Genomic DNA, 14,927 nt, shown 5'->3' with positions numbered 1-14,927 from the left:
TCCTCAGAATCAAAGCATACCATGAATTCTTTATTTTTCAAAATATCCTTAAATTTATAATTGACAGTTTTCATAGCTTTGCTACCATTAAATCAATTAGGATTTGGAGAATGACATGAAACAGATACAATTACTTGCCCTGTTAGCAATATTTGCGCAAGCCTCATCGACAGAGTGCACCATATATACGATAACCTATTTTGAACCCACAAAACAAAATATGGATGTTTATTTAGACAATATCGATGCCGGTATTTACAACCAACATATTGGGTATACAGCAAACACACTTTTTGTAGAACAACAATATCAAATATCAGACAATAGCACATCTTCTCGACACTATACCATCGTCACTGATGACACACCCATTCTCATTACAGAAGATGTTAAGGTTAAAAATTGCACCATCGAAAAAATTTCAACCCAGTGTAACCAAGAGATTACCTCTTCTACAAAGATATCTGGCAACGAATCCGTAACCATCTACACCATCAATCCAGACTCAGAAGAACAATGATAGCTTGGTTTTCTGCATATATAGAACACCAAAGTATCCTGCTGCTGCCAACACAATCTTAATCATGAGCATCAAGATGCGGCCCATTTGGTTTGGCAGCACTTCCACAACTACATAATGGTTCAAGAAGAACACACACAGCACCATAGCCAATACGGCAATCAATATCTGATATACTTGCTCACACCCTAAGAACCGAAACCCCAGCCGATCTCTAATATATTGCCACAGTAGCCCACTGTTCAGCCATGCACTCACCATAGAGCCAATCGCAATGGCAATATGGCCATACAGTGGTAACAGCATGATACTCACCATAATGCCTACTGATGTACAAATAGCACTGATTCTAAGTTGCCTTGAGGGCTCTAACAATGCATAAGAAACCCCTCCCCAGACTCTATTAAGCATATAGGCAGGCAATCCTAACATAAATACATTTAACACCATTGCTGTTGAGGTCACATCATAAGCAGTAAACTCAGGTGAGGAAAAAAGCACCATCACAATCTCATCTCCCATGATCAAACCGCCCATCATCACTGGAACGCCTATTAGGATAACCCAAAAAAGTCCTGCTTGGAGTATGTTACAAGCCCCTTGGTAATCTTTTTTCTGACATAAAACCGAAAGCTTGGGCAGTAAGATATTCGCCAGAACCACTCCAATAACCCCCACAGGCAAGAGCATTAACCTTTCTGAATAATAGAGCCAGGATAAACTCCCTGTTGCCAAGTACGACACCAATAGCAAATCAAACACTGAAGAAACATACGATAACAGTTGTGCAGAAAAACCAATGGATACTTGCTTTAATGCTGACTGGATCTCGCCACTGGCTCTTGGTAAACCAGGTAGCAGTACACCGCCTATTCTCCATGTCGCATAGGCACATAGGATGACTTGTAATATCCCTGCCAACAATACCGCATACCCAAAATACCATAAGCTCTCAAAAAATGAATAATAATAGCATGCCATAATAAGACAACTATTGAGTAATACCGGCAAAAATGACCCGATGAAAAAGTGTTTGGCAATATTTAATTGTACTGTGTAAAAACCACAGCAAGCCATACACCCTAGATATGGAAAAACCCATGGCAATAAACGAACCGCAAGCTGGTACTGCTGACTACTTTCAGCAAGACCGTACACAAAAACCTTTAGAACCTTATCTGGGAAACACATAAAAGGAAAGGATAGCAGAAAAATGACCACCCACAACCAGCCATAAGCTTGTTGGAAAAAAAACTCACGGTCTTTTGCTCGAATCCCTGCAGGAACCAATGCTTGGGTAAACGCACCTTCTGCCAATAAACGCCTAAAAAAGTTTGGCAACTTAAAAACAATCAAAAAAACATCCATATGCCAGGATGCCCCCATAACCTGAGCCATAGAAACATCACGAACAAAGCCTAAAACCCTTGAAAGTAGTGTAATCAGTGCATTGTTCAGCACCATACGCAACATCATTAAATCCAGCGATAATAAACCTGACTTGGGCATGTGACCTGACAATCACCACATAATACCTTCTGCACACACCGACCTTTTTTTACCCAAAACTGTATCAACAGTTGTGACATCACCATATCTATCTGAAAATGTTCTGATAACATCCGTATAGACACGTCACCCTTCTTGATTAAATACGCCCTAACAGACAATGGAGTCATAACGCCGCCTCAACCTAAGAACACACCACAATATCACAACGCCAACCCCTAGTATCCACAGAAACCCACCATAGACAATCATTGCACACCCAACAGCCAACAGCGTTGACCATCCAAAAACAAACAATGACCACGCTGTACCAAACTCTTGCTTAAACACCAGCAGTGTTGACACACACGGGAAATATAACAGTATAAAGACCATATAAGCCAACGCTGACTGAACGGAAAAATAACTTTGATATATTTGTTGGACATCACTGCCCATGCTGTCTAACAGAAACACTTGTAACGGAAAATGCAACAAGCGGTTAAACAGTTCATAACACAATACATCAAACCCTGCTGGAGACAGTGCTTCAGCACCTTGATATAAGGTATTCAGCGTTGTAATCACAATTTCTTTTGCAACCAAACCTGATAATAACGCAGCAACAGCTTGCCAGTTTTCCGGCCCTAGCCCCATAAACGCAAAACCATGAGACAACGCCTTCCCTGTGGTTGTCATCACCGAGAATTGTGGCTCGACTACTTGCAAGGAAAAGTCAACCATCCCCAAAATAGCAACCAACGTTGAAAAAAACACAATATAGCCCATGGTTCTTTTCATGAAACCTTTAACCTTCAAACAAACACTTTTCTTTAACTGCGGCCAGTTGGGATACTGGTACTTTGGCAATGAAATCGATAAACAACTTTGGCTGCCATCCCCAAAAAAAGCATTCAAAACATACGCTGAGGCAATCGCGACAAAGACACCAAACAAATACAATAGCATGATCACTAAAGCACCATACCCTGGGAAAAATGCTGCGGCAAAAATAGCAAAAATACTCAATCGGGCAGAGCATGACATAAAGGGTAACATAATCCCCGTCAGCAAACGCTGCCAATCACCAGAGATGGTTCTCGTTGCTAACACAGCAGGCACATTACAACCAAACCCTAAAATCATCGGAATAAACGCATGCCCACTCAATCCTATTGGTCTCATCAACCCATCAACCAATATCACAACCCTGGCCAAGTATCCTGACTGCTCCAAAAAACCTAAAATGACATACATTACCACCAAGATAGGCACAAAACCCACACCTGTTGCCACCCCAGAGCCTACAGCCGATATCAGTGCCGACATAAACCCATTCCCTGGAAAGCTTGCAATCCCCAATTGCATAATACCTGAAATAAACTCCCCCAAAGCCCCTCCCAAACCAATGGTGCAGGAGAACATAACATACATCACAACAAGAAAAATTGGCACTCCCCAAATAGGATGCAATACATAGTCATCTAAATATTTAAAAGGGTCTTGGCAAACTTGACGACAACCATGGCGATCAATCAACAAAGCTGCAGTGTGATAAAAGCCTTCAGCAATAAGCACATCATATGACTCCTGTACTTGCTCATTCTCTTGTTTCACCAAAATCTTTAATTTATCCAAAACCCCCGAATCAGGCATTGCCTCAAACGCCACTTGCAGCCCAACAGGCCACTCAATCAAGCTCTCAGGGTTGATCGCTTTCGCTTGGTTACATAAAGACAACACTTGATCCAATGTTAATGATGACGCCAGCCCTAGGGGTGTTGAAAAGGCACTAGCCAACCGCTGATGGTCCGTTGCCATATGTTCATCATGTGTTACAATCGTCACTTGCGGTATTTGATAACACAGTAATTGCAAACTTAAAACCAAATCACGCTGAACATGCCGTCCATCAACAATATTCAAGAAGACATCCGCACCTGCCATCGTATCCCGACATACTGCATAGTCGACCTGATCCAAGTCATCATAGACACTGAGAATGCCGGGCAAATCCACAACCTCATACGTCACCTCTCCCCGAGAAAAGCACATACTGTTTTCTTTTACGGTAACCCCTGACCAATTGCCCACTTTAAAATGTGCACCAGTAATCTGATTAAAAAATGTTGTCTTACCAACGTTGGGCATCCCAACCAAAACAATTTTAACTTTCTGCAATCTCATACAACCTTAACATCTGTAATTCGGACCAATGAAACCCCACATATTGGTGTTGAACCGACACGACCCAATACAAGCCTCGAAATAATCGGTAGCACGTGGTGAGTGTAGCCCCAGGGACCAAACCCAAGGCAATGAACCGGTGACGCATTTTATTTTCCCGAGTGAGAATCCGCCCGATACGGTACTCACAACCCAAAGCAAGCGTTGAAACCAGCTTATCCATTAATGTGCTCAAACCAAAATAGTGCCGTATCTGACAACTTTGGATCAATCACGGCCCGCTGACACAATAATTCATAACTTGCACGCAACCGCTTTGACTTAAGCACAGAGGCGATGGCTTTATCCATCTCCCTAAACTGATATTGCATCCGCCATACCTCCGAAATATCCTCTCGGGTTTTTAATGGAACTTCAAACAACATCTTAGCCAAAACGTCATCAGCAATGGTTTGAGAAAAATGCCGAAAACGCTTCTTTGCCATTTGCTTCGCAAATACTGGCCAAAACAAACAAGCAAACAAATACACAACACTAAGCTTCTTTCCTTGTAAATACCGCCTGTCTGCACTCTCAGCCATTAAATCCCACAACTGCTTGGCATGATTATTCTTCATATTGGCCGCTTGAGGAATCAGCACCGTAATGATATCCCACTCTCTCAGCAAGCGATTCGCTTCTTGAGCATGACCGGAGTAATATAGTTTAATAACCTCAGTGTACAATCTTTGACCTGATATTTCCTTCAAAAGATGCTGATGTGCAGCCACTGCAGCCACGATATTGCTATCAACATTCAAATTTAATTTGGCTGCAAACCGAACCGCCCTAAGCATTCGAACGGGATCTTCAGGAAAACGCTCCATCGGGTCACCAATCGCTTTTAAACGTTTGTTAGCAATATCCTCAAGACCTCCTACAAAATCTAAGATCGCATGATCCTTATAACGGAAATATAACGCATTAACAGTAAAGTCTCGACGCATGACATCTTCTTCTATCGTTCCGTAAATGTTATCTCTTCGAATAATACCTGTCGCAGAAATCTTACGTTGACGTGATGAAGCATTTGATCGAAATGTTGATATTTCAACAAAGTCACGCCCAAACCGAGCATGGACAATACGAAAACGCCGCCCAATAATAATGCTTCTTTTTATTTTAGAAACAATTTTCTCTGGCTTGGCATTTGTAACCACATCACAATCTTTACTATTAATATCCATGAGCTGATCACGAATCACACCACCAACCAAATAGGCCTGAAAACCATGCGTGTCAAGCTGCTTCAATACGGATATGGCATTTTTTTCAACCTTTTTCAATTGAAAAGAATGCGCTTCTTTGCTGTATACAACTGGCTTAATCTTTGACCCAAACAGCCATTTTTTTAAAAACATCATATAAATTCTCAAAAACTTGCTCTTATCATACTTTATACCGTACTATTTGTCATGGATCTCTAACACTTTTTTGCCATGACCATACATACTATAGGCTATGCACTTAGCCAGGTTAATAAAACCAGCCAAACACATATCGCTCCTGCGCTATTCTATAACACCCCAGAAACCAGTCACCTCTCTTGGATTGGAACCATATACCCTAAAGACAACCACGCCGAGAATAATCTAAAAACATGCAGTTTACAACTCAGTAATTACATCCAGTATTACCAACAAAAGCGCACATTGGTTATTGGTGGCGACATTTCAGCCCTTTTTGGCATTAGCGCAGGCTATAACCACAACTACCAAATGCTATTGCTTTCTGACGATGAAAACATATTACCAGCACCCTACATGGACCTACTTGCCCATCAAACAGATCTCAAACAAATCATTGCCTTGCATGACATTCACTCCGATATCAACCAAATCGGCAAACACCAGCTAACTGACAATATCGATGATCTCATTGAACCTCAAAAACCTTTGATTCTGGTTATTGATGCCAGTTTTCTCGCTGCAAACAATCCCCATAAAAATGACCACATACAGATTTTGAAACAATTGAAACACCTCAAACCACAAACATTGGCGATCACCAATTACAGCCCCAATAATGACAACGATCAAGAAACCTTTAAACAACTGCTAACATGGATCAAACACTTTACAACCAATTAGCCATCGCTTCTTTTAAAGATGCTCTTTTAATGGCTTTCCCTTGACTCAAAGCAAATCCAACCAAGACGCCTTTATCATAAGCCAAGGCTTCAATACCCGAATCATCATGACTCACCTGCCACTCTGAAGGCATACTGCGATAACAAAAGCAAACAGGAAAGGAAGGTGTTTTTAGCATCACAGGCATAGGAGGATACTGTATCTTTTCTTTACCTCCCAACACATTTTGAGCCACAACCTTGGCACAGATACGAATTGGTGCAACATAGCATTTCACCAACCCCTGCACCTGGGCACAGTCACCCAGAGCATAAACATCCGGGTCTGATGTTTGACCATATTCATTCACTGTAATCCCCATATCCACCAAAAGCTCTGATGCTTTTGCCAACGCAATATTAGGGCGTATTCCTATGGCTCCTAGCACAATATCAGACTGAAAAGAAAGGTCTTTACAAAAGATATCCACACCACTACCTCGGTCATTCAATGACACAATATCTTGATTCAATAGAACCTTTACCCCCCGATCAGTTAATGCGCCACACAAAGCTTGACCAATCTCTGCTGGCAGCATACTGGCCATCAATGTCGGCATTTTTTCCACCACCGTAACCTGCTGGCAATGGGGTGCAATATCATGCGCAAATTCGACACCAATCAGCCCACCGCCAATAATGGTTACCGTCGTCTTCTGGTTGATGCGCTGATGAAATGCTTCATACTCTTCCAAATGATTCACTTGAAAAACATTCTCAGACTCATTGAGCCATGGTGGTGTAATAGGATTGGCACCAACAGCAAAAATTAATTTGTCATATTGATACGTTTGTTTCTCACTCACTACGGTCTTTTCTTGAGTATCGACCTTAATCACAGGCTCATTGATCATTTTACAAGACAGAGACATTGCAACCTCATCTTCCGACTGCACCACCAGATCTCTAGGCTGCTTCCCTTGGGTAAACACATTCGATAAGCTGGGCTTCGAATAAAACCCCGCCTCATGCTCACTGAACATCAGAACCTCAACCGCTTCATTCAAGGCTCGAATATCTCTTAATGCCAACTGGCCGGCTAACCCTGAGCCGATGATAATAATCCGCATCTTATTTCTCTATTTGCTGTGTGTACCATTTTAATCTGATTGAGGCTTTGGATAATCAACATTAAATGCGATAATGACTCAACGGTTACTTTGATATGATAAACCATAACGCCACTTGACTCAACCGATCTAACCAATAAAACTGATGACCGCATATCCACAATCATAGCGATCACATACGCCAAACTTTTCCCACCATCAGCCATCTCTACTCGGATATATGACTCAAAAAACATATTCAAAGACTCATCCCACCGAACAACCGCAGAGTCTGGCGCCCGATCAACGCCTCGACAAACGGAGCGATGCACTTCCATACCCTTTGATCCTTTAACCACACATGATTTATCGCCATGCACTGGGTAACAGCATTTTGCCATAATCATTCCCGCACAAGCCTCTGCATTCAATAGCATGCTTCCACATTCATTCCCTGCGTACCCCCTTTGAACCACTGCAAAATATTGATCCATTGCACCATCAACTTTCATCGACCCCAATGCCAACTTCTCAAACAGATCCCGACTACTCGGCACCTGCAATACTTCTGCAACATGGTGAAACACTTTTTGTGACAAAGGTCCTTCAAACCCACGAATTTTTAACGCCGCACTTAAAATCTGCTGACCAATCTTCCTTTCTGTCAGCATCTTATTGTCTTTCAAAAACTGTTTAATACTCGACCGAGCCTTGGCTGTGGTGACAAAGCCCAGCCACTCAGAACACGGCGTACATTGGCTATCTGTATAGACACGGACTGTTTGACCGTTCATAAGAGCCTGATGCAAAGGCGCTTGCACTCTATCAACCTCAGCCGCAATACAGCTATGACCAATATCGGTATGAACCTGATAGGCAAAGTCTAATACCGTCGCGCCTTTCTTTAACTCAAAGACTTTTCCTTTTGGTGTTAATACATATACCTGATCTTCAAACAACTGATGCTTCACCAAGCTTAAATAATCTTTATTATCACTGCACACCTGTTGTGCTTTTACCAAACGCTTAAACCAATCCTGCTGCTTTTGTTGATTTGATATCGATGTACCCAACTTATAAACCCAATGTGCCGCAACACCCTTGGTGGCAACCAAATGCATTTCTGTGGTTCTAATTTGTATCTCAATTGGCATATCATAAGGACCAAACAATACGGTATGAATAGACCGATAACCATTGCTCTTTGGTGACGCAATATAATCTTTAAACAAACGAAATTTTGGCTGATACAAACTGTGCACAATACCCAACAATTGATAACACTCCGTCACACTCTCAACACAAATCCTTAAGGCATAAACGTCCATTAAGTCCGAGAATCTCGCTTGCTTCAAACGCATTTTTTGATAAATACCAAATAACTTTTTCTCTCTAAATGATACATCAACAACCTTTATCCCCTGCGCCTTAGCCTGAGTTTTAATCTGATTGGTTAAATGCGCTAAAACATCTGCTTGAACAGAGTTTGCCCGATACATATGATCGAGCAAAATAAGATACCTGATTGGGTAACAGGCTGCAAAACTTAGCTCATAAAGCTCTTGAGACATGTTGTGCATTCCCAACCGCTTCGCAAGAGGTGCATACACATCCATGGTTTCTTTCGCTATTCTACGCTTAGACGCCAAAGCCATGACTTGACATGTTCGCATGTTGTGCAAGCGGTCTGCCAGTTTGACAAAAATTACCCTTACATCCTTGGTCATTGCCATAAACATCTTGCGGTAATTTTCTGCCTGATAGGCAACAAGATCTTGGTATTTCACTTTACTAATTTTGGTGACACCATCAACAATGGTCGCAACATCCTCACCAAACTCTTCTACAACTTCCTCTAAGGTTACCGCCGTATCTTCAACAACATCATGTAACAAACCTGCAATAATGGTATGATGATCTAGCTTCAATAACGCCAATACCTCTGCAACTTGCAACGGGTGTGATATATACGGCCCACCAGACAAGCGTGATTGAGAGAAATGCGCCTTTTTAGCAAAATAAAACGCTTTTTCAACCTGAGCAACATACTCAGGTGCTAAATATCCAAGTGTATGCTGGATCTCTGAAAAAGCATGCAATGAATCCATTCATACAATCCTTATTACTCAGCAGCACTATCCTCATCATCATATGGCATAGATAAGCCGTCTTCCGTTAAATATCCCTCAGCGATTTCTTTTAATGCAATAACTGGTGCTTTATGACCATCTGCATCCACAGCAGTTGGTGAACCATCTCGAATTTCTCTTGCTCTTTTCGCAGCCATCATAATAATATCAAAGCGGCTACCTGCTTTTTCACAATCATCAACTGTAATTCTTGCCATATATATTTACCTCATGAAACACCTAATTATACATAAAAACCACTGAATAGCAATAGTATTTCACAATATTATCCCGCTTCATGAATTATCTCACATAGCATGTCAAACGTTTTGTCAATATTATCGTTCAGCAGCCGATAGTCAAAATCATCCACATGTTGCATATCCTCATGAGCATAAACCATACGCTTGGCTGAATCATCTCTATTTTTCAACCGTTTCTCTAATATCTGTAAAGATGGCGGCTCTAAAAAAATGGTCATGGCATTAGGGTAATCTGCCTTTATTTTCAGCGCACCCTCCCAATTCAATAGCAACACCACATTATGCTGATCAAGCATTGCATCAATATCTTGATGCCGAACACCATACCAATTTTCATAATGCTGGTTTACCTCTAAAAACTCCCCCTTAGACACCTTATCTGAGAATACTGCCTCAGAATAAAAGTGATAATCGACTCCAGGAGTCTCTCCAGAGCGCATTTGACGGGTTGTACACGTAATACAACGCTTTACCAACCCAGATTCAATAAGCCGATTCACCAAAACAGACTTACCCACACCGGATGGCCCTGTCATGACAAAAATATTTTGTTTTAACATATATTAAATCCTTGATTAACAGTTTACTTTACCGCTAATTTACGCAATAATCCATATTAAGCACACAATGATTGAAAATATGAACGCAAGATCACTGAAAATTATCGAACACCCAACACGCTGGGGAGAGGGCAACATTGAGATCCAAGCTGAAAATACCTGTATCTTATGTACCAGCAGCGTGATTGATTCAGTACCAAGGTTTCTCAGAGACAGCAATCAAGCATGGCTGACCGCAGAATATAATATGCTACCTCGTGCCACCCATACCCGAACGGACAGAGACATTCAACGTGGAAAAATATCCCCGAGAAGCTCAGAGATTCAACGTCTCATTGGCCGAAGCCTCCGTACCAGCATTAACTTAAAAGCCTTCTCTGGACATACCATTATTATTGACTGTGATGTACTTCAAGCCGATGGCAGCACCCGGTGCCATGCCATCAATGGTGGTCAAATTGCTTTAATTCGAGGCATCCAAAAACTACAACATGACAACAAAATAAAAAGCGACCCGGTTAACTTCTTGGTAGGCGCCATATCAGCAGGCATTGTGAAGGGAAAACCTTTTATTGATCTTGACTATAACCAAGACCATAAAGCAGAAGTTGATCTTAACATCATTATGAATGAGCATGGAGACCTAATCGAGATTCAAGGCACTGCTGAAAAGAAACCCTTCTCACGCACAACGCTCAATGAACTTTTAGACCTGGCTTGGCCTGAGATTGAGCGCATTATTCAGCAACAAAAAGCCGTCCTCCAAACACCTTATCCTTATAACCATTAATCGGCTTTCAAGTGCTCAGGACCACCATCGACAGCAAGGCTTCCCAGCTTGTGTCGATACTCCGGAACCAATAATGTCATGACTCGTGCAACGTTTAAGATATATCCTATCACCTGAGCACTTCTTGGGTTTGTCAGAGCTGGTGAGGCAACATGAATAACGGGGTATAGGGTTGCAATCATCGTCAATATAAACGGCCCAAACATTCGCAGCAAACCATATTGCTCCTGATCCTTATCAGAACAGCACAATGAGATCAAAGCACTAAAAGCCAAAACCCACTGGGACAACTGACCATAAAATGCCATAACCGGCCCATATCCAAAGAAAAAAATAGCGACATAGGCATAAATCATGGCACAAAACGCCACCAACAGCAGCTTTGCTTGGGGGCTTATAATATCCAACATCTCAGTTTGAGCAATAAACTTAGGCCTTGCAATATAAAAGACATAACTTAAGGTATATAGATAAACCACATGCAATGCAAAACCTTGGCTGACACATGCCAAGACGGCAATTGCACATAAGTTAATCATATTGTTAGACACATATTTACGCATCATCACTCACCACCTTTCTATACCGCTCTGAAACTGTGGCCGACTGTCATAATAAGCCTCAGTGCCCTAAAAACCACTCATCTTTTAGAAACAAACAGTATAAAGTCTTTAACTTTAGATACTTCCGGCACACACTGTAACCAGTTTATCCAAATCAATATATGTCTTTAACGCTTGGTTGACTTGATCTAAAGTGACAGCCTCAATCTTTTCAGGCAATTGGTATAAATGCTCCAGATCATAACCTTGATTCATATTTTGTGCCATTCTCATCGCCAACCCTGAAGCAGAGCTTAAACCCACTACCGTATATTTACCGATCATACCATTTTTTCGTTCATCAAGCTCTGTCTGCGAGACCCCCTCTTTCACCCACAACTTTAACTGCTTATTAATGGACGCAATGCCCTTATCTAACAATGCTGGTGAAAAGGATCCATACACAAACCAATGCCCATGATGCCCTGGAACACATGCTTCCATAGCACTTCCCACATTATAGGTAAGACCATCTTCATCTCGCACGGTTCTCATTAAACGTGCAGAAAAACTTCCTCCCAGTGCATCAATAGCCAACTTTAATGGCAAAAAGTCAGGATGATGCTCATCAAGCGCCATAATATGGCCCATTCTAACATCGACACTTTGCTTATCTTTCACCTTAACGGTTTTTTTCTGTGCTTTTACCGCAAGCGGTAACATTGTATCACGAGCCATTGCCAATGCTTGACCTTGTTTGGTTTTCAGCTGATCACACGCTTTCTCAACATCTGCTAAAGTCACATCACCCACCACAATCCACTGCGCATGCATGAACGGATCATATTCGGCATGATAAGACTGAATGTCTTTTAATGACATTTTTTTTAATACCTCTAACATCTCAGAAGGCATGGCCTGCCTCATCATATGCCCCTCCGGATACAATACCTGGGACAGTGATGCTGCCGCTAAATAACTGGTGTCATCTTTTAAACTTTCAAAATATGTCTCAAAACGAGAAGTCAAATGATCAAAGGCCTCTTTATCAAAGCGTGGTTCTTGAAGCTGCTCTGCAATCAATAATACAAGTGTTGCAAAATCTCGTTTTAAACACGTAAATGAAACCTTCATGAAATGGCTAGATACTGAGATACTTAACAAGATTCCTTTCGACTCAAGCGCAGTGTTGATTGCATCCTCTGTTTTACTCTTTGTGCCCAACCCCAGCATTTCTGCCAATAAATGTGGCAAAAGCCGTTTTTGATAACTGGCATGAACAATCCCAGATGGCACCATACACACACCCGTTATAAACCCTTCATGTGCAGTGTTCAAAACATGGTAGCTCATTGACCCTGAGTGCATTGACTCTATTTTCATACTATACTCCTTCTTTTGGCACAAAATACCCAGTAGTGGATTGGTCTTCATCCAAATATTTCTTTGCTGTTATTTGAATCGCTTCTCCTGAAATTTTGGCCATTTTTTCAGGAAGATCGAGATAGTAACGCCAATCTTTTAATGCAATGGCTTCGTTAACCTGATTCAAGCTACTGAAGAAACTACCACGCTGATAGACTTGGTCTGCCTCAATCATTGCTTTCACCCGCTCTAACTCTGCAACTGGAATCGTCTTTGATTTAATCTTCTCAATCTCTTCTAAGATAATCGCCTCAACTTCTTCATGCGTAGCCTTCGGCGTCAAACTCGCATACAACACCAGAAGCCCCTCATCAATATTAGGATAATCTTCAGCATACAGTGATAACGCCAAGCCCTTAGCCACCAAACGCTTATACAAACGACTTGACTTACCCATTTGTAACACCCCAGAGATTAGCTGCATATGCAAATGCGCCTCATCCAAACCTTTAGGCGTTTTGAAGGCCACTGCAACAATTCCAGGACTACCTGACCGCTTAACCACCAAACGTTTAGGCCCATCTTGCTTTGGCTCTGTAGTGTAAACTTCTGGGATCTCATGTGCACTTCTGGAAATATGACCAAAATATTTTTGAATCAAGTCAAGAACCGCTGTCTCTTCAAAATCTCCTACAACCGTTACTGTCGCATTATTTGGCCAATAAAATGTATCATAAAACGCTTTTAAACGCTCAATACTGACATTCTCAATATCAGACAACCATCCAATGGTATTATGATGATATGGATGCGCCACATATGCCGTAGACCACATATTTTTATGTAGTGCTGACATTGGACTGTTCTCATCCCGCTCAAACTCATTTCTAACCACAGTCATTTCAGCTTGACGATCTTCTTCAGCGATAAATGCATGTCGCATTCTATCCGCCTCAATCGCAATAGCCTTCTCTAAATGGGCTTTAGGTAGCACTTCAAAATAATTGGTACGATCCAACCAGGTCGTTGCATTCAAAATCGCCCCAACGTTCTCCAATTGATCAATGTTATTGTTTTTTTCTTTATTAAAGTTCTTTGAACCTTTAAACATCAAATGCTCTAAAAGATGCGTTGCACCAGTATGCCCCACACCCTCATTCCTTGAACCAACATGATATGTCACTTGGAAACCTGCAACTGGAGCAATTGCATTTGGCATTAAAATCACTTGCATCCCATTTGCAACCATCTCAAACCTCTTGGCGCCGTGAGCCTGCTCCAACTCCTTAAAGTATGCCATCTTCTTCTCTAAATTAATCAAATTGATCATACCACGATGAAATGTACCCCGCAAGACATGCCCATCGATAAAAAAATATGCCAAACTTAAATGATGCATTATAACTTCAAAACCAACAATATAAGACATATCTATGAGAATAGAAAACACAACACCAATCATTACGTCGGCGACGGAGGTAGTGAAAAATGAAGACGTACAAAAGCTGTCAACCATCACCCTGATATTATCAGGAAAATTATCGTTGAAGAAGGGGGGCAAGATGCTAGACGCAAAAGCCTTTGATGGCTGTTCCGGTCTCCAAGAAATCGAGCTCCCCCAAAGCGGACCAAGCATTAACCCCCAAGCATTAACCCCCAAGCATTTAGCGATTATCATCTAACAAAGGAAGTAGAACAATACCTAAGAGAATGGGAGCATCTTTTTAAAAATCAGACTAGCAAAGAATCTCTCGGTGGCGCTGCCACACCAGATAGCGGGGGTGAATCAGAAGAAGGAGACTATAGTAGCACGGAAGTTGCCACACAACCAGTCAGCGGTGGTGATACCAAATCACCAACTACTGCC

16 protein-coding genes are annotated in these 14,927 nt (G+C 41.6%); 4 read left to right on the top strand and 12 right to left on the bottom strand.

Annotated features, from left to right (window positions below):
* The first annotated feature begins 115 nt into the window (after positions 1 to 115).
* Positions 116 to 520 (top strand): hypothetical protein, encoded by a 405-nt coding sequence (locus MKS91_RS03510; protein ID WP_258569460.1) that lies wholly within the window; start codon positions 116 to 118, stop codon positions 518 to 520.
* Here MKS91_RS03510 and murJ read toward each other — a convergent pair.
* The 5 genes from murJ to pcnB are packed head-to-tail and all read right to left on the bottom strand — an operon-like array spanning position 506 to position 5,598.
* Entirely contained in the window at positions 506 to 2,029 is a 1,524-nt protein-coding gene (murJ, locus tag MKS91_RS03505; RefSeq protein ID WP_258569459.1) for a murein biosynthesis integral membrane protein MurJ, read from the bottom strand. The genes MKS91_RS03510 and murJ overlap by 15 nt on opposite strands.
* Entirely contained in the window at positions 1,996 to 2,142 is a 147-nt protein-coding gene (locus MKS91_RS05370; RefSeq protein ID WP_425248424.1) for a hypothetical protein, read from the bottom strand. Before MKS91_RS05370 ends, murJ begins: the two co-directional genes overlap by 34 nt.
* A gap of 37 nt (positions 2,143 to 2,179) precedes the next feature.
* Positions 2,180 to 4,195: a ferrous iron transporter B gene (locus MKS91_RS03500; protein ID WP_258569458.1), complete on the bottom strand. Its 2,016-nt coding sequence runs from the start codon at positions 4,193 to 4,195 to the stop codon at positions 2,180 to 2,182.
* Complete coding sequence (locus tag MKS91_RS03495) at positions 4,176 to 4,418, bottom strand: FeoA family protein (RefSeq protein WP_258569457.1); 243 nt, start codon at positions 4,416 to 4,418, stop codon at positions 4,176 to 4,178. Before MKS91_RS03495 ends, MKS91_RS03500 begins: the two co-directional genes overlap by 20 nt.
* On the bottom strand, positions 4,411 to 5,598 hold the full coding sequence (pcnB, locus tag MKS91_RS03490; RefSeq protein ID WP_258569456.1) for a polynucleotide adenylyltransferase PcnB: 1,188 nt from the start codon (positions 5,596 to 5,598) through the stop codon (positions 4,411 to 4,413). Before pcnB ends, MKS91_RS03495 begins: the two co-directional genes overlap by 8 nt.
* 75 nt (positions 5,599 to 5,673) lie before the next feature.
* On the opposite strand from pcnB, the gene MKS91_RS03485 reads away from it, so the two are divergent.
* Positions 5,674 to 6,324, top strand: a complete 651-nt coding sequence (locus tag MKS91_RS03485) for a hypothetical protein (protein WP_258569455.1) — start codon at positions 5,674 to 5,676, stop codon at positions 6,322 to 6,324.
* On the opposite strand, the gene MKS91_RS03480 is transcribed toward MKS91_RS03485, so the two are convergent.
* From MKS91_RS03480 to gmk, 4 genes are all read right to left on the bottom strand, one after another.
* Positions 6,311 to 7,432 carry an FAD-dependent oxidoreductase gene (locus tag MKS91_RS03480; RefSeq protein WP_258569454.1) on the bottom strand — a complete coding sequence of 374 codons (1,122 nt, stop codon included), beginning with the start codon at positions 7,430 to 7,432 and terminating at the stop codon, positions 6,311 to 6,313. The two genes, MKS91_RS03485 and MKS91_RS03480, sit on opposite strands and share 14 nt — an antisense overlap.
* Positions 7,402 to 9,519, bottom strand: coding sequence for a RelA/SpoT family protein (locus MKS91_RS03475; protein WP_258569453.1), 2,118 nt, complete (start codon positions 9,517 to 9,519; stop codon positions 7,402 to 7,404). The genes MKS91_RS03480 and MKS91_RS03475 overlap by 31 nt, the downstream gene beginning before the upstream one ends.
* Before the next feature lie 14 nt (positions 9,520 to 9,533).
* The gene (gene rpoZ / locus MKS91_RS03470) at positions 9,534 to 9,758 is read right to left on the bottom strand and encodes a DNA-directed RNA polymerase subunit omega (protein ID WP_258569452.1); all 225 of its coding nucleotides are present in this window, start codon (positions 9,756 to 9,758) and stop codon (positions 9,534 to 9,536) included.
* A gap of 68 nt (positions 9,759 to 9,826) precedes the next feature.
* Entirely contained in the window at positions 9,827 to 10,363 is a 537-nt protein-coding gene (gmk, locus tag MKS91_RS03465; protein WP_258569451.1) for a guanylate kinase, read from the bottom strand.
* A gap of 79 nt (positions 10,364 to 10,442) precedes the next feature.
* On the opposite strand from gmk, the gene rph reads away from it, so the two are divergent.
* The gene (rph, locus tag MKS91_RS03460; RefSeq protein ID WP_258569450.1) at positions 10,443 to 11,153 is read left to right on the top strand and encodes a ribonuclease PH; all 711 of its coding nucleotides are present in this window, start codon (positions 10,443 to 10,445) and stop codon (positions 11,151 to 11,153) included.
* Here the strand turns inward: rph and MKS91_RS03455 are convergent.
* The 3 genes from MKS91_RS03455 to MKS91_RS03445 form a co-directional block, all read right to left on the bottom strand.
* Complete coding sequence (locus MKS91_RS03455) at positions 11,150 to 11,719, bottom strand: hypothetical protein (RefSeq protein ID WP_258569449.1); 570 nt, start codon at positions 11,717 to 11,719, stop codon at positions 11,150 to 11,152. The genes rph and MKS91_RS03455 overlap by 4 nt on opposite strands.
* 111 nt (positions 11,720 to 11,830) lie before the next feature.
* Positions 11,831 to 13,078, bottom strand: coding sequence for a M16 family metallopeptidase (locus MKS91_RS03450; protein ID WP_258569448.1), 1,248 nt, complete (start codon positions 13,076 to 13,078; stop codon positions 11,831 to 11,833).
* A gap of 1 nt (position 13,079) precedes the next feature.
* Entirely contained in the window at positions 13,080 to 14,489 is a 1,410-nt protein-coding gene (locus MKS91_RS03445; protein WP_258569447.1) for a M16 family metallopeptidase, read from the bottom strand.
* Positions 14,490 to 14,493: 4 nt separating this feature from the next.
* On the opposite strand from MKS91_RS03445, the gene MKS91_RS03440 reads away from it, so the two are divergent.
* Positions 14,494 to 14,742 carry a hypothetical protein gene (locus MKS91_RS03440; protein WP_258569446.1) on the top strand — a complete coding sequence of 83 codons (249 nt, stop codon included), beginning with the start codon at positions 14,494 to 14,496 and terminating at the stop codon, positions 14,740 to 14,742.
* Positions 14,743 to 14,927 lie beyond the last annotated feature (185 nt).

Origin of the sequence: Candidatus Synchoanobacter obligatus (assembly GCF_024259865.1) — a bacterium.
GTDB classification, from domain to species: Bacteria; Pseudomonadota; Gammaproteobacteria; order Comchoanobacterales; family Comchoanobacteraceae; genus Synchoanobacter; species Synchoanobacter obligatus.
This window is presented reverse-complemented; position numbering and strand designations above follow the sequence as displayed.